Origin of the sequence: Actinomadura sediminis, assembly GCF_042675525.1 — a bacterium.
In the GTDB taxonomy this organism is placed as follows: Bacteria; Actinomycetota; Actinomycetes; order Streptosporangiales; family Streptosporangiaceae; genus Spirillospora; species Spirillospora sediminis.
Map to the genome: position 1 here is coordinate 1 of NZ_JBHTJA010000084.1, position 24,938 is coordinate 24,938.

Below are 24,938 nucleotides of genomic sequence, written 5' to 3' on the forward strand. Positions count from 1 at the left end.
CGTCGCCCGCCGGGGCCGCTACCGCGCCGCCCCCCGCCCGGCCGACCTCGCCGCGGCCGCGCCGCCGCCCGCGCCGCCGCCGGAGACGCCCGAGGAGGCCGGGGCGCTGATGGACGCCCTCATCCCGCACGCCCCCGCGTCCGGCGCGCCCGCGCCGAACACCCCCGCACCGGACGCGACCGCCCCGCCCGCGGGGCACCACCGCACCGACGACGACAGGAGGACCGATGACGGCTGACCAGGACTGGGTGGTGGCGCGGCTCGCCCGCGTCCAGGGCGTCCGGCACGCCATCGTGTGCACCGTGGACGGCATGCTCAAGGCCCGCTCCGCCGACACCGGACGGGACGAGGCCGACCGGCTCGCCGCACGCTGCAGCGGGCTGCTCTCCCTCGCCCGCGACCAGGCGGGCGAGTTCGGCACCGGCGCCAAGGCGCTGCACCAGCTCATGGTCGGGCACGAGGGCGGCTACCTGTTCGTCCGCGGCGCCGCCGCCCGCTCGTGCCTCGCCGTCGTCACCGGCCCGGTGATCAACGCGGCGCTCGTCGCGCAGGAGATGCAGGCGACCGTGCTGAAGCTCGGCGAGCAGCTCGCCACGCCCGCGCGGGGGAGCGGCTGACTTGTCCGGCCCCGGCGAGTACCGCGACACGCCGCTGCGGGCCTACGTGGTCACCGGCGGCCGCGCCGCCGCCCCCGGCGCCCGGGTGGGGGTCGACACGCTGCTGAAGACGGTCCCGCCGCCCGGCGGGGCCGCCGAGCCGCTCCCGGCGGAGGCCCCGCCGCAGCTCCGCGCGCTGCTGCGGCTCTGCGCGGGCGGCGTCCTGTCGGTCGCCGAGGCCGCCGCGCACCTGGACCTGCCGGTCAGCGCCGTCCGGGTGCTGGTCGGCGACCTCGTCGCGGCCGGCCGCCTGCGGACCCACGCCGGCGGCCTCACCGAACCCGGAATCGACCTGCTGAAGGAGGTGCTCGATGGGCTCCGCGCCCTCTGATCCGCCCGCCGGCCGTTACGTCCCCGACACCGTCGCCCGGACGGCCAAGATCCTCGTCGTCGGCGACTTCGGCGTCGGCAAGACGTCGTTCATCGGCTCGGTCAGCGAGATCCGCCCGCTGCGCACCGAGGAGCCGATCACCGAGGCCAGCACCGGCGTGGACGACCTCGCGCGGCTCCCCGGCAAGACGTCCACGACCGTCGCGATGGACTTCGGGCGCATCACCCTGAACCCGTCCCTCGCCCTCTACCTGTTCGGGACGCCCGGCCAGCGCCGGTTCTGGGACATGTGGGCCGGACTCGCCGAGGGCGCCGTCGGGGTGCTGGTCATCGTCGACTCCCGGCGGCTCGCCGGCGGCTTCGACGTCCTCGACCAGGTGGAGACGCACGTCGCCGCGCCGTTCGCGGTCGCCGTCAACCACTTCCCCGACACGCCGCCGCACCCCCACGACCGGCTCCGCGGCGCCCTCGACCTGCTGCCGCACACCCCGATCGTCGACTGCAACGCCCTCGACCGCGACTCGTCCGTCGCCGCCCTCGTCGCGCTCGCCGAGCACGCCCTCACCGTCCGGGAGCCCGCCCCGTGAACCCCCTGCCGCTGTCGGCCACCACCACCTGCCCCGACACGCGGCCGGTGTTCGACCGGCTCTGGCGCGACCACGGCCCCGTCGCCCCCGTCGAGCTCGAACCGGGCGTGCACGCCTGGCTCGTGATGGGCTACGAGGAACTCAAGACGATCACGGGGACGCCGCGGCTGTTCTCCCGGGACGGCCGCGACTGGCGCGCCTTCCGGGACGGCGCCGTCCCGCCCGGCTCGCCCCTCGGCCCGATGATGTCCTTCCGCGACGACGTCACCGGCCACGACGGCGACGAGCACCGGCGGCTCCGCCGCCCCATCGAGGACGCGATCGCCGCCGTCGACCACCGCCGCCTCCGGCGCACCGTCGAGTACCTGTGCCGCGGCCTCATCGGCGCGTTCGCCGGCCGCGGCTCCGCCGACCTCGTCGCCGAGTACGCCGCGACCGTCCCGCTGCTGGCCATCGGCGGCCTCATCGGCTTCGCCCCCCGGCAGAGCCGCGAGCTGCGGGACGCCCTGCGGGCCCGGTCCGGCTCCGGCGAGGACGCCCGGGAGGGCGACCGCCGCTTCGAGGCCCTCCTCGGCGGGCTCCTCGCCGAGCGCCGCGAGCGGCCCGCCGACGACGCCGCGTCACTGCTGCTCGCGCACCCCGACCTGCGCACCGAAGCCGAGGTGCGGCAGTCGGTCGCCGTCCTCGTGTCCGGCGGGAACCACACCACCATGAGCTGGATCGCGCAGACGCTCCGGCTCATGCTGACCGACCCCCGCTTCGCCGGGCGGGTCCGCGGCGGGCGGCTCGGCATCGACGACGCCCTCGACGAGGTCCTCGCCATCGCGCCCCCGATGATCAACATGCCGGCCCGGTACGCGCTGCGCGACACCGAGCTCGGCGGCCGCGCCATCGCCCGCGGCGACGCCCTCGTCCTCGGCCTCGCCGCCGTCGCCCACGACGTCCGCGCGCACGCCGGTTCCCAGTTCTGGCAGCGCGGCAACCGCGCCCACCTCGCCTGGAGCGCCGGGCCGCACGCCTGCCCCGCCCGCGACCCCGCCCGCACCATCGCCCGCACCGCCGTCGCGACCGTCCTGCACGCGCTGCGCGGCGTCCGCCTCGCCATCGACCCCGCCGACATCGAGTACGAGCCGTCCCCGTGGACCCGCCGCCCGGCCCGGCTCCCGGTCACCTTCACCCACGCCGACCCCGGAGGAGCCCATGGCCGGCGTCCCGGTCATCGGCCTTGACCCCGCGGTCGCCGGCCGCCGGGGCGAGGCGCCCCGGCGGCGCCGCCCTCAGGGCACGCCGGACGGCCCGGACGGTTCCGGCGGTCCGGCGGACGCCGCCCATTGAGGGACCGGCGGTACGACCCGGCAGTACCGCGGCCGTCCGCCGCGACCCCGCCGCGGCCCCGGCGCTCCTCGCCGGCCGGTCCGCACCGAAGGCGTCCCCGCGTGACCCGGGACCACGCTGACACCCTCGCCGCCGACGCGCGGAGGACGGCCGAATGCGCCGACCGCCTCCGCGCCCTCGCGGCCCGCCTCCGCGCCCACGACGCCGCCCCCCACTGGCTGTTCGCCGCCGTGCACGAGCACATCACCGCCTGCGTCGTCGCGTCCGAGGAACTCGCCGAGGCCGCCGACCGCCTCCGCGCCCTCGCGGGCGGCCCGCGCCCGCCGCGCGGCCGCCGGTAGCATCCGGCCGGGAGACCGTCCGCGCGACATTCGAGGGTGACGAACGTGTTCCAGGCCTCCCGGCTCGACCTGCGGTCCCTCCCACAGGACCTGCACTACCGCCTGACCGACCCCGGCACCGGCGCCGTCCTCGCCGACGTGTCCCCGGTCGTCGTGGGGGAGGAGCGGAAAGAGGGATTCCTCAAGCGGTTCATGCGCTCCTCCGGACCGACCCTGACGCCGCCCACCGCCCTGCACCACGTCCCGCGCGTCACCGTCCGGGTCTCGGACGCCCAGAACACGACGCTGTTCTTCGTCGACCGCCCGGACAAGCTCGCCGGGAACGTGTGCCCGCCGCACTGCGCCGTCGTCGCCCCGGACGGACGCCCGATCGGCCACCTCACCAACGAGCACCGCGCGGCCCTCGATCCCCCCCTCGGGTCCCATCGACACCGACGGGCTCACCCTCGTCGCCGGCCGCGCCCACCTGCGCGACCCGAACCACCAGGTGCTGTGCGACGTCGTCTTCCGGATGGCGCTGCCCCCGGCGGCCGACCCGAACGCCCCGCCGGACCCCGCGTCCGACGCCGTCCGCTACCTCGGCCCAGACGGGACGATGTGGGCGCGCCGCCTCGTGTCCGGCTCGGCCGTCCAGGTCGACCCGTCCGCCCGGCACCGGCTCCGCACCCTGCTCGCCGCCCACGTCATCGCCGCCGCCCTCGACGAACGCCTCCACACGTCCATCGCCACCTCCGCCTACGCGCCCCCGGCGCCCCTCGACCCGGGCGCCGAACCGTACCCCGGCCACTCGGACGCCCACGCGTCCTACATGAGCCACCAGGAAGAGTTCATCGAGTGGTACAAGGAGGAGACGAACCGCCGGGTCCGTAACATCGGCCGAGGCGCCGACACGGGCTTCTGACCACGCCGCACCACCACGGCACGGGACGTCCGGGTCAGAACGGCGGGGGTTCCTCGGACGGGTCGGCGACGCCTTCGGCGACCGCGGCGGCGCGGGCGGTGACGGCGGTCCCGAGGACCTCACCGGTGAGCGGGTCGATGCGGACGCCGTCCACCACGATGGGGGCGCCGGGGTCGTTCGGCGCGCGGTCCGGGCACCAGTCGGCGACCGGGCAGCCGCCGCACCAGGGGCCGGGCAGCGGACGGAACGACTCGTCGGCGTGCCAGCGGGCGGTCATCGACGTGATCGTCTCCCGGGCGGCCCGCCGGACGTCCGGGTCCCACACGTCGAACCGCAGCACCTCGGCGCCCGAGGGCGTCATCGTCTCCAGTTCGACGACCCCGCCGCCGTCACCGCCGAGGACGCCGTGCTTCATCAGCAGGACGGCCAGCGCCAGCTGGGGCACGAGCGTGAAGACCGTCCGGGCGTCCCCGGCCGGGGGAGCGCCCTGCGTCGTCTTCTGCTCCCGGTACACGACGGTGCCGCCCGCGGTGCGGATCAGGTCGGGGTGGGCGACCACCACGACGTCCGCGTCGGTGTCGTGCGCGGCCACCGACGGCTCCGGCCGGACGTCCGTGCACGGTTCGCGCAGCGGGCACACCTCCACGTGCGCCGCCAGGTACGGGCGGGCCTCCGCGTACTCCTCGGGCGTCAGGATCCCGGCGGCGATGCCGAGGCCGCTCGCCGGGTCGGGGAGGTCGCCGGGGCCGCACGCGGGCGCGCCGGCGCGGCCGTGCGCGAGCTCGAGCCACCGGTGCACGGCCCGCCCGCGCCGCGCCGCCGTCCCGTCCGAGCGCTGCGCGGCGGGGATGTGCAGCTCCCGCAGGTGCGCCTGCGCCGGGCACACCGAATACTGGCGGCCGGTCGTCACCGACCAGGTGCGGCGGTGCGTGCCCCGCCCCTCGAGGCCGAGCAGCCCCGGGACGTCCGGCACCGCGCCGCACGTCGGCAGGACCTTGCAGTCGACGCAGTCGGACCCGGGACGCGTGCCCGTGCCGAACGCGATGTCGGTGACGATCGGCCGGGTGCGCTCCCGGTACACGCGGCCCACCTCGGCGGGCGAAGCGTCCACGAGCACCCGCGGCGGCACGTCCCCGGTGAGCACCACCTCGACCAGCCGGACCCGCTCCGGCGCGACCTCGTCCGGGACGACCTCGACCGGCAGGTCCCGGTAGACGTCGCTCTCCGCGCGCAGCCCCGCCGCCGCGACGAACGCGAGCGCGTCGTTCGACGGCGCGTCCCGCTCGCCGGGGCGTCCCACGCGGAGCCGCCGGAACTCCCGCACGGTGCCGTCGGCCGACGCGTACCACCGCCCCCACGCGGTGAGCACCCGCAGCTCCGCGGGCGACTCCGCCTGGACGACCCGCGGCAGCGGCTCCGGACGCACCGCGAGTCCCTCGGCCTCGAGGTCGTCGGCGATCCACTCGGCCGCCCGCAGGTACGCGTCGAACGCGTGCCGCACCCACACCGCGACGCCGGGATGCACCGCCGACCGGGCCCGCCCGAGCGCCTTCTCGATCGCGTCCTCCGCGGGCACGTCCCCGAACTCGGTCAGGTTCAGGGCGTCCATCACGAGGCCGAGCGGGAACGTCTCCCACGGCGCGTACCGCCGCTGCCCCCGCCTGCGCGGCCACACCCGCGGCCGGGCCTTGAGCGCGGCGAAGTCGCGGCAGTGCCGGTCGTCGCGGTCGAGCAGGCTCGCCGACAGCCGGATGACGCCGGGATCGCCGCTCAGCTCCTCGTGCGGCGTCCAGTTTCCGAAGGGCATGTCCGCTCCAGCGCTAGGGGATGACCACGGCCATTAGAACACGCGTGAACCCAATCAACCATTGGTTTCGGAAAATCGATGCCGGTGCCTCCCGGTCCGGGCCGTCGCAGCCTCTCACCCGCGCGGTGCTGGAGGATCGCCCCGCGCAGATCGTCCAGCACCGGATGCTCGACCACGTCGGATGATAGGCGCGGACCGGGCGGCCCACGGCGACCGGCGCCGGTCCACGGCCGGACCGGGCCGGCGGACGGGCGGGGCCGGAGCCGTCGCGCCGGGGTCGGCCACAGGCCGGCTCGGTGCCGGCGATCTCCTCCGGCAGCCTCCAGACCCCGGCCTCCCGGGGCGCGTCAGCGGCCGCCCAGGGGGACGGTGACGCCGCCGGAGAACATCGAGTCGTGGAGTTCGATGGCCTTGAGCCTGACGTTCTCCGGGACGTCGAAGATGACGACGCCCTTCACCGAGTTCCCGGGGTTGATCTGCTCCAGGAACGACTTCGTGTCCTGATTGCTCCAGACGGCCGCCTCGGTGTCGGCCTCGAACTCGCGGCCCCGGGTGTCGATGAGCTTCTGGTTCGTCCCGTCGAACATGCGGGCCTCGTCGCCGATGTTCTCGACGGTGACGTGGACGAGGACGTACTGGCCCTGGGCCTCGGAGCCCGCGAACTCGTCCCCGACGCGTGCGACGCCCTTCTTCACCTTGGTGACGGTGAAGGCGAACTTGCCGTCCCGGTACTCGCGGCCGACCCCGTCGGTGACCTTCTCCTTCTCCGCGGGCCTCGCCCGCTTCTCTCCGCCCGCGTCGGCCTTCTCGCCGCCCGTCCCGCTCCCGGGCCCGGACGACGTGGCCGCCGGTTCGGACGCGGTGCCGACGATCACCCCGCAGGCCGCCATCAGGAAGAGGGCCGCGACGCCCCCGACGACCGCGTAGAGGCAGCCCTTGCCGCGCCGTCCCGGCGGCGGACCCGCCGAGTGGTGGGGCGGGCCGTACGCGCCCGCGGGCTGCGGACCGGGTGCGGGGTTTCCGTGGCCGGGATTCATGCTCTCTCCGTACTTCTCGGCGGCCCTGGTGACCGCGCGTGGCGCCGCACCCGTTCGGTACGTCGCCGGACGTTCACATCAAAACACAGGAGCGCTGTGAATGCAATCAACCAAATATACCGCTAAGTGTCCAAGATTTCCGGCCGCGTATCCGCGCTACCGTGAACCAGGTCAACCGGCTCGGCGGGCCGGTACCGCTAGGGTGTGATCACTGAACGCCGGCTGAACGTCGGCTGGAGGGAGTACTGGTGTGGCGAACGATGCGACGGTGACCGCTGCCGACATCGCCCGATTGGCGGGCGTGGGGCGCGCGGCGGTGAGCAACTGGCGGCGCCGCCACGACGACTTCCCGCAGCCCGTCGGGGGCACCGCCACCAGCCCGACGTTCTCCCTCGGCCAGATCGAGACCTGGCTGCGCGACCAGGGCAAGCTCGCCGACCCGCCGGTGCGCGAGCGCGTCTGGCAGACCCTCCGCCAGGCCGCCGCCGGCGACGTCGAGCTGTCCGACGTCATGTCGTTCGCCGGGGCCCTCCTGCTCTCCCTGCACGCCGACCCCGCCCGCCTGCGCGACCTGACCGGCGCCTCCGACGACCGGGCCGGCGAGGCCCTCGCCGACGCCGTCCGCGCCCACACCGACCTGCTCCCCGCGTCCTTCGACACCGCCGCGCACGTCCCGCTGGCGCGCGCGCTCGCCGGGTTCGCCGGCGAGTTGGGCACGGCGGACGCCTTCGAGTTCCTGCGCACGCGCTATCTGGAGCACCACAGCCGCCGCGTGTACATGACGCCCGAGCCGGTCGTCCGCCTGATGCTCGACTTCCCGCCGGAAACGCCTCGCACCGTCCTCGACCCGGCCTGCGGCACGGGCGTGTTCTTGACCACCGCGCAGGACGTCTACACCAACGTGCAAGAACTCCTCGGACAGGAGATAGACGAGACGACCGCGCGCATGACCGCGGTCCAGCTCGCCCTGCGCGGAGCCCCCGCCGAAGTCCGCCCGGGCGACTCCCTGCGCGACGACGCGTTCACCGGACGCGCCGCCGACCTCGTCGTCACGAACCCACCGTTCAACGACCGCAACTGGGGATACGAGGAGCTGACCGGCGATCCCCGCTGGGAGTACGGGCTGCCGCCCCGCATGGAGTCCGAGCTCGCCTGGCTGCAGCACGGGCTCGCGCACGCCGCGCCGGGCGGCCTCGTCGTCATGGTGGTCCCGCCCGCCGTGGCCGGCCGCCGCTCGGGCCGCCGCATCCGGGCCGAACTGCTGCGCCGGGGCGCGCTGCGCGCCGTCGTCGGGCTCCCCGCGGGCGCCGTGCCGAACATGGCCGTCGCGGTGTCGATCTGGGTGCTGCGCCGCCCCGCGCCCGGCGACCCGCCCGCCGACGACGTCCTCATGGCGGACGTGTCCGCCGAGCCCGACGGGTACCACCAGGCGGCGATCGACGCGTGGCGCCGCTACCTCGACGGCCGTCCGCAGCGCGGCGCCGCCACCGCCGTCCGCATCATCGACCTGCTCGACGACGAGGTCGACCTCAACCCCGCGCGCCACCTGCCGCAGCGCACCGCGCCGTCCGCCGGCGGCGCCTTCACCCGCCGGCGCGCGCGGCTGGAGAGCGCCGCCGCCGCACTGCCCAAGGCCGTCACCGCGCTGGAACTGCTGAAACAGTCGCGGGGCGGCGAGGAACCCGCGATGACGACGATCGGCGAGCTGGCGAAGGCCGGCGTCCTGCGGATCCTGCGCGTGTCGCCCCGCATCCGCATGGGCGAAGGCGCCGTGCCCGTCCTGACGCTGGAGGACGCCGCCCGCGGCCGGGGCCCCACCGGTACCGCGGCCCCCGACGAGGACCACGTCCGGATCCGGGCCCGCGACATCGTCGTCTCCCAGATCGCCCGCCGCCCGATCGCGCGCGTCGCCGCCGAGGACGGCCCGGTCCTCGGCCCCGGCCTGACGGTCGTCCGCGTCGACCCGTCCCGCACCGACCCCGACTTCGTCGCCGGCTGGCTGCGGCTGGCCGCCCGCGGGGCGAGCCTGCGCAGCTCCACGTCGTCCGCCCGGTTCGACGTCCGCCGCGCCCGGCTGCCCCGCCTCGCCCTCGACGAGCAGGCCGCGTACGGCGAGGCGTTCCGCCGCCTCACCGACCTGGAGACGGCCCTGCGCGCCGCCCAGGAGGCCGGCGACCAGGTCCTCGCCCTCGGCCTGGAGGGCCTCGGCGCCGGAACCCTCCGCCCCCGCCCCTGACCGTCCGCGCCCGGCGGCTCACGCCCCGCCCGCGAGCTCCCCTCTCAGCCCGGTGACGATCATGCGCAGCCCGAACTCGAAGCGCCCGTCGAAGTCGAGGAACCGGTCGACCGGCAGCGCCGCGAGGTTCGGGTACGCCCCGGGGACCGCGGACGCGGAGAGCCGCTCGGCGTCGCCGTCCCGGTACCCCTGCTGCTCGAGCACCTCCCCCACGACGTAGCAGGCCACCGTCGTGCCGGCCCAGATCGCGGTCTCCAGGGGGAAACCGGCCTCGCGCATCGCCTCGAGCGTCCGCTCCGCGAGCGTCAGCGTGGGCTCCTTGCCGGCGTAGTTGCCGCCGACGATGCGCGCTCCGTCCCGCTGTGCGAGCAGCACCTCCCGCATGCCGCGGGCGAGGAGCGCGATGTGCTCCGCCCAGTCCGCGCCGTCCAGGTCGACGCGGTCGAGGACGTCGGCGAGGAGCGTCTCGGCCATCTCGTCGAGCAGCTCCCGCTTGCCGTCGAACAGCCGGTAGATGGTCGGGAGCTGCATGTCCAGGCTCGTGGCGAGCCTGCGCATGGTCAGCGACTCCAGCCCCCCGGAGTCGACCAGCGCGAGCGCCGCGCGCACCACCGTCTCCGCCCGTCCCGCCGTACCGCCCCGGCCCCCGGGCCCGATCTCACTCTTTGACACGTTAACGATGATATCAGTACATTGCACTCAATTGGCGATAACGTTGTTAACATCGAAGTGCGCCGGAGGACCACCATGCCCACCATGCCCGCGGCCCTGGCGTCGGGAGCCGAGAAGCTGGCCGCGCGCTACGCCGCCGTCGTCGTCCGGAACCACCGGGTCTCGGAGCACTTCGTGCTCCTGCACTGCCAGGGCGACCGGGCCCGGCACGCCCCCGGCGACAACATCAGCGTCCGGGTCGGCGACCGCGACGTCCGCCACTACACCGTCCTCACCGCCGAACCCGGCCGCTTCGGCGTCCTCGTCGACCTGGCCCCGGACGGCCCCGGGGCGCGGTGGGCGCGCGACGTCCGGCCCGGCACCCGGGTCGTGACGCCGCCGTCCGGGCGCCCGCTGCGGGCCCGGCCCGGCCGCCGGCACCTCGTCCTCGGCGACGGCACCGCCCTCGCCACCGTGCGCGCCGTCACCGCGGACGTCGCCGCGGCCGGGGCCACGGCCGTGTCGGCCGTCGAGGCCCCCGCCGCCGACCACGACGCGATCGCCGGACTCGCCCCGGACGTGCACCTCGTGCCGTCCGCCGCCGCCCCCGGCGTCGCCCTCGAGGACCACCTGCCCGGCCTCCTCGACGCCCCCTTCGACCACGTCTACCTCGTCGGCCACGCGCAGTCGGTGCAGCGCCTCCGGACGAGCATCCGCGCGGCGACCGGCATGAACCGGCGGTCGATCCACACCCGGATCCACTGGGCCGACGGCCGCCGCGGCCTCTGACCCCGCCCCCCACCGACCCCGGAACGCCCGGGCACCGGGTGCCTGCGCACACGGGAGGGAACGGAACCTTCGGCGTCCCGACCGGCCGGAGGAGGCACCACCGGCCCGTTAGTGGCGGGCCAGCAGGGTAGGGGGACCGGCATGGTCGATGTGCGAGAGACGTCCCAGGTGGACGAGCGGGCGGCGGACGAGCGAGCGGCGGACGGCGGGGCTCGGGGGGTGAGGTTCGTCGACCGGCTGGACGCGACGGTGCCGTTCCTCTTGCGGCCCTACGGCCTGCTGTCGGCGCGGGCGCGGCGCTTCGGGCGCGACGTCTACGACATGCGCCTGCTGATGCAGCGGACGACGTGCATGACGGGCGCCGACGCGGCGGAGGTCTTCTACGATCCGCGGCGGTTCGTCCGGGCGGGGGCGGCGCCGCGGCGGCTGCGGGCGACGCTGTTCGGCGAGGGCGGCGTGCAGACGCTGGACGGCGAGCGGCACCGGGCCCGCAAGGAGCTGTTCATGTCGCTCATGACGCCCGAGGCGCGGGACGACCTGTGCGACATCGCGGCGCGGCTGTGGCGGGAGCGGATCGCGGCGTGGGCGGCGGACGGCCGGCGGGTGGTGCTGTTCGACGAGGTCAGCGAGCTGCTGTGCGAGGCGGTGTGCGCGTGGACGGGCGTGCCGGTCACGCGGCGGCAGGTGCCGGCCGTCACCCGGGTGCTGCTGTCGCTGATCGACTCCCCTGCCGCCGTCGGGCCTCGGTACCTGCGCGGACGCGCGGCGCGCAGGCTCGCCGACCGGTGGGCCGCCGGGCACGTCGTGCGGGCGCGCGAGTCCGAGACCGCGGAGGGCACGGCGCTGGAGCGGATCGCCGGGTTCACCGACGCGGACGGCCTGCCGCTGCCTCCGCAGGTCGCGGCCGTCGAACTGCTGAACGTCCTGCGGCCGACGGTCGCGGTGGCGCGGTTCGTCGTGTTCTCGGCGCTCGCCCTGCACGGGAACCCGAGCTGGCGGCGGCGCCTGCAGGACGAGGACGTTCCGGAGACGATGGAGGCGTTCGTCCAGGAAGTGCGGCGGTTCTACCCGTTCTTCCCGGTCGCCGCCGCACGCGTCGCGCGGGACTTCACGTGGCGCGGGCATCACTTCCAGAAGGGACGGCGCGCGCTGCTGGACCTCCACGGGACCGACCACGACCCCCGGTTGTGGGACCGCCCCGAGCAGTTCCGCCCCGAGCGGTTCCTCGGCTGGGAACCGGACGCGTACTCGTTCGTCCCGCAGGGCGGCGGCGACCACTACGAAGGGCATCGCTGCCCGGGGGAGTGGGTCACCAAGGACCTGATGAAGCTCTCGATCACGGCGCTCACCCGGTGGGCGGACTACACGGTCCCGGCGCAGGACCTGCGGATTCCGCCATGGAGCGCGCCCGCGCTGCCGAAGAGCGGGTTCGTCATCGCGCAGGTGCGGTTGGCTAACGGGGGAGAGCGCTGATGAGCGAGCGGAGGCGGGGGGACATCTCGGCGGGGAGTTCGCCGACGGCGCACCAGCGTGCTTCGAGGATCTCGGCGGGGTCGAGCTCGAGGCGTCCGCCGGTCACCTCGGCCTCGTAATAGGTCTCGACCCGGAACCGGAACCCGCTCGCCACGTGCAGCGGACGATCGGCGACCGACACTTCGAGGGACGTTTCCTCCCGGACCTCGCGCGCCACGCCGTCCTGGAGGCGCTCGCCCGCGTTGACGTACCCGCCCGGCAGGCCCCACGCCTTGTACGGGGGCCACAGGCGGTGCCGCAGCAGCAGGACGCGGCCCCGGTCGTCGCGGACGATCCCGCCCGCGTACACGAGGAACGTGGGGTGCCGGAGCCGCGCCAGCCGCCACTGCACGCGTCCGCCGAGCTTCCTCCACACGGGCGTCGCGACCCGGCGCGCCGTCATCTCGATCAAGCGTCCCCTCACCGGGCGAGTATGCCGCACCGGCCGCGCCGATGGGCCTACGGGCCCAGGCCATCGCCTGCTGGTTCGATCCGGCCCAACGGCGGGAACGGCGGGCCGGGCGTTCGGTGCACGCACGGCGCGGAGAATCCATGCTCGATGTCTGCAGATGGCGGCCGGGGTGAGCCGGTGGCGTGTGCTCGGCGTTCCCGTGCGTCCGGACCCGCCGCCATGGCCGATCGTGGTCGGCGGCCCGGCCGGGCTACGGTTGCGGCGTGAGCGAGTCCTATCTGCTGATCCTGGGCGATCGCGAGCCGATCGCGTGGGTGCTGAGCGAACGCCGGACGGCCTTCCCCGCGACGGCCCGCGCCGAGGTCGACCGGCTCGCGGAGGGAGACGAGCTGCTCGTCTACGCGACGCGCGGCGCGTTCCGCAACCCGACCCGCGACCGCGGCCGCGTCATCGCCCGCGCCGTCGTCACCTCGCCCGTCACCGTCCTGGACGAGCCCGTGACGTTCGGGGAACGGACGTTCCCGCGCGGCTGCGACCTGCGCATCGACCGCCTCGCCCCGTGGGGCGGTGGCGTAGAGCTGCGCCCCCTCGTCGAACGCCTCGCCGCCTTCCCGGACGCCCGCTCCTGGAGCGTCCGCCTCCGCCGTCCCCTCCTGCACCTCCCGGAGGACGACGCCGCCCTGCTCCGGAACGCCCTCGAGCCGGCCGCGGGCCCGGTGGAACGGCACCTGCCCGCCTACCGTGCGAAAGCAGGCGTTCGCGGCGGGGCGCTCCCGGCGGGCAGTGGTCGGTAAGGCGCCTCACGGGGCCATCTTTCGGACGGGTGTCGCCATCTCCACGTCCGTGATGCCGTACAGCGGCCTCCCTGGCGATTCTCCGGGGCGGGCGGGAGACGGCCGGCGCCGGTGGCGGGGTTCCGTGAAATGGGTTATTCACTCCCGAAGTGTTGCGGTTACTGGAGTGTGTCCTTTTAGGCGCTTGTACGTCTGCGCCTTGAATGACGGACGTCTATGGGGTGAAGTCGCTGGTCCGCGGGCGGGTGGTCTGTCTGGTAATGATCTACGCTAAGGGGTCCTGGGGGTTTCAACGGCGGAATGTGACGAAAAGGGGTTGATCAGTTCGGCGGCTTGAGAGAATGGCCGGGTGGGTAAGAAAGCGGAGACGCCCATCGATATTTCCCCGGAGTGGTGATGCGCTTCTCTCGCCCCTGCCTGGCCGCTCTCGGCGCGGCCGTCCTCGCCGCCGGCTCGATCGTGTGGCCCGCGTCCGCGTCGGCGGCCGGAGTCCGGTACGTCGCTCTCGGTGATTCGTACTCGTCCGGGACGGGGGCCGGGGATTACGATCCCGCGAGCGGTTCCTGCACCCGCAGCGCGAACGCCTATCCGAATCTGTGGGCCGCGCAGAACGAGACGGAATCGTACGAGTTCGCCGCGTGTTCCGGGGCGACGTCGACGGACGTCGCGAGCGGTCAGCTCGGCGCGCTGAGCGACGCGACGACGCTCGTGAGCATCACGGTCGGGGGGAACGACGCCGGGTTCTCCGACGTGATGCTGACGTGCGTCCTGCAGTCGACGTCGGCGTGCGAGAGCCGGGTCGCGGAGGCCGAGCGGTACATCCAGAACACGCTGCCGGGGAGGCTCGACGACCTGTACGGGAAGATCCGCGACCGGGCGCCCGGGGCGCGGGTGGTGGTGCTCGGGTACCCGCGCCTCTACACGATCGTCAGCGGGTGCATCGGCATCGGCAACACGAAGCGGAAGGTGCTCAACGGCGCGGCGGACGTCCTGGACGAGACGATCGCGAAGGCCGCGGCCCGCGCCGGGTTCGTCTGGTCGGACGTCCGCGACGAGTTCGCCGGGCACGAGCTGTGCTCCGGCGACGACTGGCTCAACTCGGTCGCGTGGCCCTTCGAGGACTCCTACCACCCGACGGCCCGCGGCCACCGGCTCGGCTACCTGCCCGCCTTCGCCGGGACGGCCGCCCGCGGCGCGCTGACCTGACCGTTCGTGATCTACAACGTAAAGGCGGTCACCGGCACAGCGTCCGGTACGCGGCCAAGCCGATCGGGACCGGCGCCCAGTGCGTGACGATCCGGAACAGCAGGACCGCGTGCAGCGCCGGACCGGCCGGGACGGCCAGCAGCGCGAGCGTCCCGGCGAGCGCGGCCTCGGTGGAGCCCGCACCGCCCGGTGACGGGACGGCCGCGCCCGCCGCGGCGCCGACCATGTACGCCGCGACGAGCGCGCACGCGTCGCCGGGGCGCGCGGACGTCCCGGGCACGGCGAGCACGCTCAGCGCGAAGGCGGTCCCGAGCGTGCAGGTCGTCGAGGCCGACGCGGCGAGGACGAGCGCGAGGTCGCGGGGGCGGCGGCGCAGGTCGGTGAGCGCGGCGGCCGCCCGCCGGACCGCGGGGGAGCGGGCCGCCCAGAACGCCGCGGGAACCAGCAGGACGGCGGCGGCGAGGACGGGGACGGCCGGGACGTGTCCGAGGATCCGGGCGGCCTGGCCGGCGAGCGCGCCGGCGAACCGGCCGTCCGCGCCGCCGAGCCCGGCGACGAGGCAGAGCAGCGCGAGGTCGGCGGGGACGCCGGCGACGCGGAGCGCGGCGACGGTGGCCGCGGCGCGGCCCGGCGACGAGCCGTGCCTGACCAGGTACCGGGTGTTGACCGCGAGGGCCCCGAGGCCGCCCGGGGTGATCCGGTTGGCGGCCGACGCCGTGCACTGCGCCAGCGCCGTGCCGGCCAGCGGCAGCGGGCGCCCGGCGGCGCGGCGCAGCGCCACGGCGGAGAACACGTAGTGCAGGGCGGCGAGCGCGACGAGGGCCGGGACGAGCTCCCAGCGCACGTCGCCCAGCCGTGCCGCGGGCTCCCGGACGGCGAACAGCGCGGCCGCGGCGAGCACCAGGGCCCCGGCCGCGAGCGCGGACCGGCGGAACCGGGCCGCGGACGGGCGTGACGCGATCGGCTGCACGTCCCCCTTTGTCCGGGCCGGACGTGACGCGGGCGCGACACCGGACTGAACGCCGCCGGGCCGTTGCGCGGCGCGTCCGGGAGGCGCTTCGGCGCTTGGGGATCTCCATAGATCCTTTTCACATGCTGATTAGGTCGCGCTACACTGAGTGACGCATCTGTGACGGGGGAGAGTGACGGTGATGACGAGCGCCCACCAGCGCCTCGGCGAACGCATGAGGGACTTCCACGGCGCGGGCGACGCGCCCCGCGTACCGCGCCCGCGCGCACCCGACGCCGACCGGGCGGTCGTGCTCACCTGCAGCGACTACCTGGCGCTCGGCGAGCATCCGGCGATCACCGGGGCGATGATCGCGGGTCTGCGGGCGGCGGACGCCGGCGGGACGGTGTCCCGGGCCCGCCGCCCGCCCGCCGATCATCCGCAGATCGCGCTGGGCGACGCGTTCGCGCGGCACATGGGCGCGCGGGCCGGGGTGCTGTGCCCGTCCGGCCGGGCGGCCAACACCGGGTTGATGCAGGTGGTCGCGGGTCCGGACGTACCGGTTTACCTGGACGCGCTGGCGCACCTGTCGCTGTGGGAGGGGGCGCGCGCGGCGGGCGCGGAGATCGCGTACTTCCGGCACAACGACCTCGACCATCTGCGGCGGCGGATCGACGTGGGCGGGTCCGGGGTCGTGGTGGTCGACGCCGTGTACGGGACGAGCGGCGCACGGTGCCCGCTCGACGCGATCGTCCGGCTGGCCGAGGAGCGCGACTGCCTGCTGGTGGTGGACGAGTCGCACTCGCTGGGCGTCCGGGGGGAGCGCGGCGAGGGCCTGGCCGGGGAGCTGGGGCTCGGCGGCCGGGTCGACTTCCGCACCGCGAGCCTGTCGAAGGCGCTGCACGCGAGAGCGGGCCTGATCGTGTGCGACCGGCCGGGGTTCGCCGACTACTTCGTCGACACGGCGTTCCCGGCGGTGTGCGGCTCGACGCTGCCGCCGCACGACGTCGCGGGCCTCCGGGCGGCGCTGGACATCGTCCGGGAGGAGGGCTGGCGGCGCGAGCGGCTGCGCGCGGTGGTCCGCCGCCTGCGGGACGGGCTGGCCGGGCTCGGCTACCGGCTCGTCGACGCCGACACGCAGATCGTCGCGGTGGAGACGGGGACGGAACCGGACGCGCTGCTGCTGCGGGACGCGCTGATGGAGCGGGACGTCTTCAGTGCGGCGCTGTTCCAGCCGGCGGCGTCGCCGCACCGCAACCTCGTCCGGCTGTCGGCGCACGCGGGGCTGACGGACGACGACGTGTCGCTCGTCCTCGCGGTGTGCGAGAAGGCGCGCGACCGGATTCCGCTGCCGCGCTCCTGACGGTCAGGCGGCGGGGACGTACCGCTGGTCGCGGGTGCGGGAGCCGATGTAGCGGAGCATGCTGCGCAGCGCCCAGTGGTTGAGGCCGGCGGGGATCATGCGGTAGCCCTGCCGGTTCGCCGCCGCCAGTGCGGCGAACCGGGCCTGGTCGAGCGCGCTCCACGGGATGTCGAAGCGGTCGCGGACGATCGGCGGCAGGCAGCCGAAGGTGACGAGCCGCAGGGGCCGTTCGGCGACGATGCGTCCGGCGCGGTCGAGGCGGGGGCCGCCGACGGGCAGGAGGGTGACGGTGTCGGAGCCGTGCTTGGCGATCTCGAGGGCGCGGGCGGCGGCGGGGGTGAGCTCGAGGCGTTCGGCGCAGACGTGCCAGAACTTGGACTGGAAGGCGGCGTAGTCGGCGGGGACCGGGCGCATGCTGACGCCGTACCGGGAGTACCAGGTGACGGTCTCGGCGTACATGCGCTCGTGGTCCTCGGTGGTGAGGGTGCCGGGGTGGAACAGTTCGGCGGCCTTGAAGATCTCCCACGTGAAGGTGGCGTGCGCCCACCAGAACGTCTCGGGTGCGAGGGCGTGGTAGCGGCGGGCGTGCTCGTCGACGCCCTCGATGCCGCGGTGCAGGTCGCGGATGGCGCGGCCGCGGTCGTCCGCGTCCGGGGCGAGGATCGTGGCCCAGATCTGCGGGACGGACCGGTGGATGCGGTCGAACGGGGCGTCGAAGAACGCGGAGTGCTCGCTGACGCCGGCGCCGATCGCGGGGTGCAGGAGTTGCAGCAGCCCGGCGGCGGCGCCGGGCAGCAGGGAGCGGACGTCGGCCGCGTGCCGCCAGAGCAGGGTGCCGGGGCCGAGCGGGGCGCGGGCGGCCGTCGGGGGCGAGGCGGGCATCGCACCTCCTGAACGAGGTCTGCTCCTTTGAGGGTAGGCGCCCCGACCGTCTGATACAAGAGACGATTTTTGTCGCATGTTCGGGCGGGTGTGTTTTTTATGGCGGGCGGACAGGAGTCGAGACCGCGACTCGTCGTCGCGCGCATGGCGCCGGACCTGCCCCGGCGGTGGAATGGCGGCCCCGACGGAGAAGGGGCTCGCGATGAGCGACGAGCTGTTGTCCGGGCGCGGTCGGGTCCGGTACGCGCTGGCCGGTTTCGCCGCGTCGGCTGCTGCCGCCGCCGTCCTTGTGGGGGTGGCGCCTCCCGGAACCGGCGATGTGCACCGTTTCCACGCCGTCTTCTCGGCGGCGGGGCAGGGGCTCGATCCCGGGAAGTCGGATGTCGAGGTGCGGGGCGTCGTCGTGGGCCGGGTGGATTCGCTGCGGCTGCGCCCGGACGGGCGGGTCGTGATCGGGCTGCGGGTGGCGGCGGACGTCGCCGTCCCGGCCGGGACGCGCGCGGTGATCGAGCCCGCGTCGATCTTCGGGCCGAAGGACCTGACGCTGGAGCTCGGCGATGGCCCGGCGCTCCCGGACGGTGGGTGGATCCGCCGCACGGAGGGTCCTCGGGAGCTCGGCGACGCGGCTCGTCCGGCCGCAGACCTGGCCGCCGCGATCGCCCCGGACGACGTGACCGCGCTCCTGCACTCCCTGGGCGCCGGGCTGGACGGGCAGGGACCGGCGCTGCGTCGGACGGTGCGCAACGGGGCCGAGCTGGCGGAGGTCCTGCACGCGCGGATGCCCGAGATCGAGCGGCTGATCCGGGACGTCGCGGGCGTGTCGGGGGTGCTCGGGGAGCGCGGGGACACGGTCGCCGGGGCGGCCGGTGACTTCAACCGGCTGGCGCCGTCCCTGCACTCGCGTCCCGACCGGGTGTCGCGGTTGCTGGACGAGACCGCGGAGCTGGCCGACCGGGCGGCCGGGACGCTCCGTCGGCGGGGCACCGACATCGGCCGCGTCATCGACGGCGCCGGTGACGTGGCGGGGGTGGCGGCCGCGCGCGAGGCCGAGCTCGGGGTGCTCGTCCAGGTGCTGGACCAGCTGTTCCGCGGCCTCGGGGGACTGATCCGGATCCCCGGGCCGGAGGGCACCCTGCTGGGCGTGGGCGACGCCGAGATGTCGGTGAATCCGTGCGACATCATCATCGACCTGTGCCAACTGCCCTGACGGCCCGCCCGTCCGTGCCGGTGCCGGACGGACGGGCGGCTCCGCGGGTCAGGCGGTGGCGGGCTTGTAGACGGCGACGGCGCAGGCGCTGCCGAGGCCGATGTTGTGCTGGAGGCCGACGCGGGCGCCGTCCACCTGCCGGGCGCCGGCCTTGCCGCGCAGCTGCCAGGTCAGCTCGGCGCACTGGGCGAGGCCGGTGGCGCCGAGCGGGTGGCCCTTGGAGATCAGCCCGCCGGAGGGGTTGACGACCCACGTGCCGCCGTAGGTGGTGGCCTGGTCGTCCACGAGCTTGTGGCCCTCGCCGACGTCCGCCATGCCGAGCGCCTCGTAGGTGATCAGCTCGTTGGCGCTGAAGCAGTCGTGCAGCTCGATGACGTCGACGTCCTCGATGCCGACCTGCGCCTCCTCCATGGCGGCGCGGGCGGCGCGCTGCGAGCAGCCGAACCCGACGACCTGGATGGACGAGTGGTCCTCGAAGCTGGCGGGGGTGTCGGTGGTGATGCTGTGCCCGGCGATCTCGACGGCCTGGTCCCACAGGTCGTGCTCGTCGAGGAACCGCTCGCTGACGACGAGCGCGGCCCCGGCGCCGTCGGACGTGGGGGAGCACTGCAGCTTGGTCAGCGGGTCGAAGATCATCGTGGCGTTCTTGACGTCGTCCAAGGAGTACTCGTCCTGGAACTGCGCGTACGGGTTGTTCACCGAGTGCTTGTGGTTCTTCCACCCGATCCAGGCGTAGTGGTCGGGGGTGGAGCCGTACTTCTCCATGTGCTCGCGCCCGGCGTTGCCGAACATCTGCGGCATCGGCGCCTTGTCCAGCTCCCACTCGCGGCCCGCGGTCATCGAGCGGAGGTGGTGGTCGATGATGGTGACCTTGGAGTCCATGCCCGCGCCGAGCGAGCCCTTCTTCATCTTCTCCATGCCGAGCGCGAGCGCGCAGTCGGCGAGCCCGCCGCGGACGGCCTGGCGGGCGAGGAACAGCGCGCTGGACCCGGTGGCGCACGCGTTCATCACGGTCATCACCGGAATGCCGGTCATGCCGGTCTCGTAGAGGGCGCGCTGGCCCATCGACCCGTACATCGAGCCGGCGTAGGCCATCTCGATCGTGTCGTAGCCGACACCGGCGTCCTCGAGGGCCTTGCCGACGGCCTCCTTGGCCATGTCGGGGTACTCCCAGTCGCGGGAGCCCGGCTTCTCGAACTTGGTCATGCCCACGCCGACGACGAAGGTGCGGTTGGCCATCAGGCTAGCCTCTCTCGTACCGAATCCAGTTCGGGACACGATAACCCGGAGAGGCGGCCAAGCGATCGCTCGGCTCCCGATGATCGGGATCGCCGAGGGACGTTCCAGCAGTTCGCCCGGCGGATCCGCCCCGCGGCCGCATCCGGTCCGGCGGCCGCGCCGAAGCCGCCCCCCGGTGCCGTGCCGGGACGGTCCGGCTCCGGTGCGTGGGCGGGGCGCGTGGACCGGAAGGCGGGGTCAGGCCGGGAGCTCCGCGGCGAGTGCGGCGACGAACGCGTCGACGTCCTCCTCGGTGGTGTCGAACGAGCACACCCAGCGGACCTCGCCCGTCCGCTCGTCCCACACGTAGAAGGCGAACCGTTCGCGGAGCCGCGCGCACACGTCCTTCGGCACGATCGCGAACACCGTGTTGGCCTGCACCGGCTGGGTGATCTCCACGCCGGGGAGGGCGCTCGCGCCGTCGGCCAGCCGCCGCGCCATCGCGTTGGCCCGCGCCGCGTTGCGGTGCCACAGGCCGCCCTCGAGCAGCACGACGAGCTGCGCCGACACGTACCGCATCTTCGACGCCAGCTGGAGGCTCGACTTGCGCAGGAACTCGACCCCGCGCGCGGCGTCCGGGTTCAGGACGACGACGGCCTCGCCCAGCAGCAGCCCGTTCTTCGTCCCGCCGAACGACAGGACGTCCACGCCCGCGTCGGTGGTGAGCGCCCGCATCGGCACGTTCAGGGCCGCGGCCGCGTTGGCGAGCCGGGCGCCGTCCATGTGGACGCCGAGGCCGTGGCCGTGCGCCGCCGCCGCGACCGCCGCGACCTCCTCCGGGGTGTAGACGGTCCCGAACTCGGTGCTCTGGCTGATCGACACCACGGCGGGCTGGGCGCGCTGCACGCTGCCGAACCCGGTGGCGAGGCGCTCCACCGCCGCGGGCGTCAGCTTCCCGTCCGGCGCGGGCGCGGTGACGAGCTTGATCCCCGCGATCTTCTCCGGGGCGCCGCACTCGTCGGTGTTGATGTGCGCCGACTCCGGGCAGATCACCGCGCTCCACCGTTCCGACATCGCCTGCAGCGCCACGACGTTCGCGCCCGTCCCGTTGAACACCGGGTAGGCCTCGGCCGCCGCGCCGAAGTGCTCCCGGACGACCTCGCGGAGCCGCGCCGTGACGGCGTCGTCCCCGTAGGCGGGCTGGTGCCCGTCGTTCACCGCCGCGAGCGCCGCGAGGATCTCGGGGTGCACGGACGCCTGGTTGTCGCTGGCGAATCCGCGGCGGGCGGCGGTGTGAGAGGTCGGCTGCGGAGTGGTCAAGGCGGGTTCCGTTCGCTGGAGGCGGGAGGGCCGGACGTCGGCCGGTAGTGGTCGTGACGAATTCTCCACCGAGGATCCGCTCACGCCCGAACCGGGTCCGGCGCCGGTTGGCGGCCCGAAAGCCCCACGTGAACCGGGCACCGGGCGGTTCGTGGCGATCCGCCGGACGCTCCCAGCCGTCCGCTCGAGACCCCCGGGCGCGTGGGCCCATCTAGTTGAACTATGGTACAAGTAGTACGTTCGTTCAACTATCGACGGCGAGGAGTGACGGATATGGGACGGTCGGCGCGCGCCGGATGGCGGGAGTGGGGTGGTCTTGCGCTGCTGGCGCTGCCGACCATGCTGCTGGGGCTCGATGTGACGGCGCTCTACCTGGTGGTTCCGAGCCTGACGGCGGACCTGCGGCCGACCGCGACGGAGACGCTGTGGATCATGGACGCCTACGGCTTCTTCATCGCGGGGTTCCTGATCACGATGGGGGCGCTGGGCGACCGGATCGGGCGGCGCCGGCTGCTGATGATCGGCATGGCGGCGTTCGGCGCGGCCTCGGTCTTCGCGGCGTTCGCTCCCAGCGCCCTCTGGCTGATCGTGGCGCGGGCGCTGCTCGGGGTGGCCGGGGCGACGCTCATGCCCTCGACGCTGTCGCTGATCGGCACCATTTTCACCGACGCCCGGCAACGGGCACTGGCGATCGGCGTGTGGGCGACGATGTTCGCCCTCGGGATGGCGGCGGGCCCGGTCGCGGGCGGGGCGCTGGTCGCGGCCTTCTGGTGGGGGGCGGCCTTCCTCATCGCCGTGCCGGTCGCCGTGCTGGTGCTGGCCGCTGCGCCCGCGCTGCTGCCGGAGCACCGGACCCGCGCCGGTCGCATCGACCCGGTCAGCGTCGCGTCGTCCCTGGCGGCGATGCTGGCGATCGTCTACGCGATCAAGCACGCGGCCGCCCACGGAGCCGACCTGCAAGCACTGGTCGCCGTCGTCGCCGGCGGCGGCGCAGCCGTCGCGTTCGTCCGCCGCCAACTGCGGCTGAGCGAGCCGATGCTGGACGTGAAGCTCTTCACCGGCCGGGCCTTCTCCGCGGCGCTGTCGGTCCTGCTGATCGGGCTGGTCGGTTTCGGCGGGGTGATGTTCCTGGTCACGCAGTACCTGCAGCTCGTCGAGGGGCTCTCGCCGACGACGGCCGGGCTGTGGATGGGGCCGCCCGCACTGGCCATGCTCATCGGCGCCATCGGCGCGCCGCTCCTGGCCGGCCGCGTGTCGCCCGGCGTCGTCATGGCGGCCACCCTGGCGCTGTCGCTGTCCGGATACGCCCTGCTCGCCCTCGCCGGGACCGGTGACACGCCGAGCGTGATCGCCGGATTCGCGATCGTCTACCTCGGGCTCGGGGTCATCGCCGCGCTCGGTACCGACATCGTCGTGGGGTCGGCGCCGCCGGAGCGGTCCGGGTCGGCGGCCGCGCTCTCCGAGACCGTCCAGGAACTCGGCATCGCGGTGGGGGTCGCGCTCCTGGGAAGCCTCACCACCGTGATCTATCGGAGCACCGTCGAGGCCCCGTCCGGACTGCCGCCGTCCGCGGCCGCCGCCTACACCGACAGCCTCTCCGGGGCCTCGTCCCTCGCGGACCGGTTGCCGGCCTGGGCCCTCGCCGACGCGCAGGCCGCGTTCACCGGCGGGCTCAACACCGCCGCCGTGGTGGCGGGCATCGCCGCGGCCGCCGCCTCGCTGGTCTGCTTCACGACACTGCGGCAACTCCGGCCGCTCGGCGACGCCGGTGACGGGGCTGAGCCGGTGGCGGAGCCGGTAGCCTCGGCGGGCAGGAGCGGCGATGATCGGTGAGCAGGGCGATGACGGCTGAAGACGACACTGTCGATGGGCGGAAACTGCGCGGGCGGCGCCGCCGCGCCCAGATCATCGAGGCGACGCTGACGATCGTCCGCCGCGACGGCGCCGCCGGCGTCACGCACCGCACCGTCGCCAAGGAGGCGGGGATCGCCACCAGCCTGACCCTCTACTACTTCGCGACCCTGGACGACCTGCTGATCGCCGCCCTGACCAGCGTCACGGACGAGTACACCCACCGCATCCGGCGGCTCATCGAGTCCGCGGACGACCCGGTCGACGGGCTGGCCCGGCTCATCGCCGAATCCGCCGGCCCGGGGCGGGAGCGCGCACTCGCCGAACGGGAGCTGTCGACCCTGGCGGCCCGCCGGCCGGCGCTGCGCCCGGTCGCGCGGCGCTGGCGCGACAACGTCGCGGAACTCGCCCGGACGCGAACCGACGACCCCGCCGCCGTCGAAGCCTTCGTCGCCCTGTCCGACGGCCTGTGCGCGGCCATCCTCCTCAACGACGACGAGGCCGATGTGGACCGCATCCGCGCGGTCCTCGGCAAAGCCCTCCAGCGAACCGGCCGGTAACCCGCCGCCGTCGCGAACGTCCCCGCCCGCCTGCGGCGTGCGGCTGTCAGGGCGGACCGGAACCAGGTCAGGCGGGGCGGTCGGCGATGTTCTGGACGGGGGCGGGCTCGGGCTCGGAGGTGTGCACGACCAGACGGGCGCGCAGGGAATCGAGGTCGTCGCCGAGGCGCGCCATGTTGGCCTGGACGTCGCGCCACAGGCCGGTCCGCTGCTCGAGCTGGGCGAGACGGGCGCGCAGGTCGTCGATGCGGCGGTCCGCGGTCTCCAGCCGGGTGCCCTGGTCGGCGGTGTCGCGGCCGGTCCGGACGAGCCCGGCGACGATCGCGGACACGTCCCGTTCGGTGTCGTCGATGCGTTCGTCGATGCGCGGCAGGAGGCGGTCGTTGAGCTGGGCGACGAGCGAGTCGAGCTCGGTGCGGAGCGCCCGCAGTTCGGCGTCCCGCGCGCGGACGGCGTCCTCCAGGGCGCGCAGGCGCGCGGACCGGACGGGCAGCACCCGTTCCAGACCGGCCGACCGTTCCAGATCCCGGCTCAGTCTGCGGAGGAGGCCGGCGCCTCCCCGCAACCGGCGCTCCGCCTCCGCGGCGGCACTGCGGACGAGACCCGGGACAACGGTCATGATGCTCCCCCCAGGGGCCGGCGACGGGATGCTCCTTTAACTCTAGGCGAACGAGTCGTGAACGGTTTATGCAATTCACGTGTCGGTTCGGTGAACCGGCGCCGATGGGGCGAACCGGCCCTGCGGGCCGGGCGCCGGCAGGCGCCGCGCGGCGCCCCGCGGCCGCACCCCCGGGACGTCCTGCCCGGACGGGCGCGGCGTGCGGCCCCGTGCGGGCGGCGGCGGTGCGAGGCACGTGCACAGTCCCCGCCGGAGGATGAGAAGAGCGCGGTCGGCAGTGTAGTCGGTCCGGTCGAGCGCCGGACGGACGCGATGACAGGTCAGGCACAGCAATGTTCCATCCTCCCCCTGGTCGCCGGGACGGGCCGACCCCCG

General features: G+C 74.7%; 24 protein-coding genes and 1 pseudogene. 16 read left to right on the top strand and 9 right to left on the bottom strand.

Annotation, left to right across the window (positions count from 1 at the left end; genetic code table 11):
• From ACFQ11_RS28630 to ACFQ11_RS28660, 7 genes and pseudogenes are all read left to right on the top strand, one after another.
• A pseudogene (locus ACFQ11_RS28630) lies at positions 1–238 on the top strand (hypothetical protein); the annotation flags it as partial.
• Positions 228–617 (top strand): roadblock/LC7 domain-containing protein, encoded by a 390-nt coding sequence (locus ACFQ11_RS28635; RefSeq protein ID WP_378304191.1) that lies wholly within the window; start codon positions 228–230, stop codon positions 615–617. The pseudogene ACFQ11_RS28630 and the gene ACFQ11_RS28635, both read left to right, overlap by 11 nt.
• A 1-nt stretch (position 618) precedes the next feature.
• Complete coding sequence (locus ACFQ11_RS28640) at positions 619–987, top strand: DUF742 domain-containing protein (protein ID WP_378304193.1); 369 nt, start codon at positions 619–621, stop codon at positions 985–987.
• Positions 968–1,573, top strand: a complete 606-nt coding sequence (locus tag ACFQ11_RS28645; RefSeq protein WP_378304195.1) for a GTP-binding protein — start codon at positions 968–970, stop codon at positions 1,571–1,573. The genes ACFQ11_RS28640 and ACFQ11_RS28645 overlap by 20 nt, the downstream gene beginning before the upstream one ends.
• Positions 1,570–2,802 carry a cytochrome P450 family protein gene (locus ACFQ11_RS28650; protein WP_378304197.1) on the top strand — a complete coding sequence of 411 codons (1,233 nt, stop codon included), beginning with the start codon at positions 1,570–1,572 and terminating at the stop codon, positions 2,800–2,802. The genes ACFQ11_RS28645 and ACFQ11_RS28650 overlap by 4 nt, the downstream gene beginning before the upstream one ends.
• A gap of 207 nt (positions 2,803–3,009) precedes the next feature.
• Positions 3,010–3,249, top strand: coding sequence for a hypothetical protein (locus ACFQ11_RS28655; RefSeq protein ID WP_378304199.1), 240 nt, complete (start codon positions 3,010–3,012; stop codon positions 3,247–3,249).
• Positions 3,250–3,736: 487 nt separating this feature from the next.
• The gene (locus ACFQ11_RS28660) at positions 3,737–4,150 is read left to right on the top strand and encodes a hypothetical protein (protein WP_378304201.1); all 414 of its coding nucleotides are present in this window, start codon (positions 3,737–3,739) and stop codon (positions 4,148–4,150) included.
• Between the two features lie 34 nt (positions 4,151–4,184).
• On the opposite strand, the gene ACFQ11_RS28665 is transcribed toward ACFQ11_RS28660, so the two are convergent.
• Together ACFQ11_RS28665 and ACFQ11_RS28670 are read right to left on the bottom strand one after the other, a co-directional pair.
• The gene (locus ACFQ11_RS28665) at positions 4,185–5,957 is read right to left on the bottom strand and encodes a PD-(D/E)XK nuclease family protein (protein ID WP_378304203.1); all 1,773 of its coding nucleotides are present in this window, start codon (positions 5,955–5,957) and stop codon (positions 4,185–4,187) included.
• 347 nt (positions 5,958–6,304) lie between these two features.
• On the bottom strand, positions 6,305–6,994 hold the full coding sequence (locus ACFQ11_RS28670; RefSeq protein WP_378304205.1) for a DUF4352 domain-containing protein: 690 nt from the start codon (positions 6,992–6,994) through the stop codon (positions 6,305–6,307).
• A gap of 268 nt (positions 6,995–7,262) precedes the next feature.
• Here ACFQ11_RS28670 and ACFQ11_RS28675 point away from each other — a divergent pair, with 268 nt between their 5' ends.
• Positions 7,263–9,230 carry an HsdM family class I SAM-dependent methyltransferase gene (locus ACFQ11_RS28675; RefSeq protein WP_378304207.1) on the top strand — a complete coding sequence of 656 codons (1,968 nt, stop codon included), beginning with the start codon at positions 7,263–7,265 and terminating at the stop codon, positions 9,228–9,230.
• An 18-nt stretch (positions 9,231–9,248) separates the two neighbouring features.
• Here the strand turns inward: ACFQ11_RS28675 and ACFQ11_RS28680 are convergent, their stop codons facing one another.
• Positions 9,249–9,902, bottom strand: coding sequence for a TetR/AcrR family transcriptional regulator C-terminal domain-containing protein (locus ACFQ11_RS28680; protein ID WP_378304210.1), 654 nt, complete (start codon positions 9,900–9,902; stop codon positions 9,249–9,251).
• A gap of 75 nt (positions 9,903–9,977) precedes the next feature.
• Here ACFQ11_RS28680 and ACFQ11_RS28685 point away from each other — a divergent pair, with 75 nt between their 5' ends.
• Both ACFQ11_RS28685 and ACFQ11_RS28690 read left to right on the top strand, forming a co-directional pair.
• Complete coding sequence (locus ACFQ11_RS28685) at positions 9,978–10,670, top strand: SIP domain-containing protein (RefSeq protein ID WP_378304212.1); 693 nt, start codon at positions 9,978–9,980, stop codon at positions 10,668–10,670.
• A 141-nt stretch (positions 10,671–10,811) separates the two neighbouring features.
• Entirely contained in the window at positions 10,812–12,143 is a 1,332-nt protein-coding gene (locus ACFQ11_RS28690) for a cytochrome P450 (RefSeq protein ID WP_378304214.1), read from the top strand.
• Here the strand turns inward: ACFQ11_RS28690 and ACFQ11_RS28695 are convergent.
• Positions 12,124–12,606, bottom strand: coding sequence for an NUDIX domain-containing protein (locus ACFQ11_RS28695; protein WP_378304216.1), 483 nt, complete (start codon positions 12,604–12,606; stop codon positions 12,124–12,126). The two genes, ACFQ11_RS28690 and ACFQ11_RS28695, sit on opposite strands and share 20 nt — an antisense overlap.
• 251 nt (positions 12,607–12,857) lie before the next feature.
• Between ACFQ11_RS28695 and ACFQ11_RS28700 the strand changes: the two genes are divergently transcribed.
• Positions 12,858–13,388, top strand: coding sequence for a hypothetical protein (locus ACFQ11_RS28700; protein ID WP_378304218.1), 531 nt, complete (start codon positions 12,858–12,860; stop codon positions 13,386–13,388).
• Positions 13,389–13,784: 396 nt separating this feature from the next.
• On the top strand, positions 13,785–14,594 hold the full coding sequence (locus tag ACFQ11_RS28705; RefSeq protein WP_378304220.1) for an SGNH/GDSL hydrolase family protein: 810 nt from the start codon (positions 13,785–13,787) through the stop codon (positions 14,592–14,594).
• A gap of 28 nt (positions 14,595–14,622) precedes the next feature.
• Here ACFQ11_RS28705 and ACFQ11_RS28710 read toward each other — a convergent pair whose 3' ends face one another.
• Entirely contained in the window at positions 14,623–15,564 is a 942-nt protein-coding gene (locus ACFQ11_RS28710; protein WP_378304222.1) for a lysylphosphatidylglycerol synthase transmembrane domain-containing protein, read from the bottom strand.
• Positions 15,565–15,745: 181 nt separating this feature from the next.
• Between ACFQ11_RS28710 and ACFQ11_RS28715 the strand changes: the two genes are divergently transcribed.
• A complete protein-coding gene (locus tag ACFQ11_RS28715) occupies positions 15,746–16,906 on the top strand; it encodes an aminotransferase class I/II-fold pyridoxal phosphate-dependent enzyme (RefSeq protein ID WP_378304224.1) in 1,161 nt (386 codons plus the stop codon).
• A gap of 3 nt (positions 16,907–16,909) precedes the next feature.
• On the opposite strand, the gene ACFQ11_RS28720 is transcribed toward ACFQ11_RS28715, so the two are convergent.
• Positions 16,910–17,788: an oxygenase MpaB family protein gene (locus tag ACFQ11_RS28720; protein WP_378304226.1), complete on the bottom strand. Its 879-nt coding sequence runs from the start codon at positions 17,786–17,788 to the stop codon at positions 16,910–16,912.
• A gap of 202 nt (positions 17,789–17,990) precedes the next feature.
• On the opposite strand from ACFQ11_RS28720, the gene ACFQ11_RS28725 reads away from it, so the two are divergent.
• Entirely contained in the window at positions 17,991–18,995 is a 1,005-nt protein-coding gene (locus ACFQ11_RS28725; RefSeq protein ID WP_378304228.1) for an MCE family protein, read from the top strand.
• A 48-nt stretch (positions 18,996–19,043) separates the two neighbouring features.
• Here the strand turns inward: ACFQ11_RS28725 and ACFQ11_RS28730 are convergent, their stop codons facing one another.
• Together ACFQ11_RS28730 and ACFQ11_RS28735 are read right to left on the bottom strand one after the other, a co-directional pair.
• Complete coding sequence (locus tag ACFQ11_RS28730; protein WP_378304230.1) at positions 19,044–20,234, bottom strand: thiolase C-terminal domain-containing protein; 1,191 nt, start codon at positions 20,232–20,234, stop codon at positions 19,044–19,046.
• A 237-nt stretch (positions 20,235–20,471) separates the two neighbouring features.
• The gene (locus tag ACFQ11_RS28735) at positions 20,472–21,533 is read right to left on the bottom strand and encodes a threonine aldolase family protein (protein ID WP_378304232.1); all 1,062 of its coding nucleotides are present in this window, start codon (positions 21,531–21,533) and stop codon (positions 20,472–20,474) included.
• A 273-nt stretch (positions 21,534–21,806) separates the two neighbouring features.
• Between ACFQ11_RS28735 and ACFQ11_RS28740 the strand changes: the two genes are divergently transcribed.
• Positions 21,807–23,366: an MFS transporter gene (locus ACFQ11_RS28740; RefSeq protein WP_378304234.1), complete on the top strand. Its 1,560-nt coding sequence runs from the start codon at positions 21,807–21,809 to the stop codon at positions 23,364–23,366.
• Positions 23,367–23,374: 8 nt separating this feature from the next.
• A complete protein-coding gene (locus ACFQ11_RS28745; protein ID WP_378304236.1) occupies positions 23,375–23,944 on the top strand; it encodes a TetR/AcrR family transcriptional regulator in 570 nt (189 codons plus the stop codon).
• A 67-nt stretch (positions 23,945–24,011) separates the two neighbouring features.
• Here ACFQ11_RS28745 and ACFQ11_RS28750 read toward each other — a convergent pair whose 3' ends face one another.
• On the bottom strand, positions 24,012–24,563 hold the full coding sequence (locus ACFQ11_RS28750; RefSeq protein WP_378304238.1) for a hypothetical protein: 552 nt from the start codon (positions 24,561–24,563) through the stop codon (positions 24,012–24,014).
• Positions 24,564–24,938 lie beyond the last annotated feature (375 nt).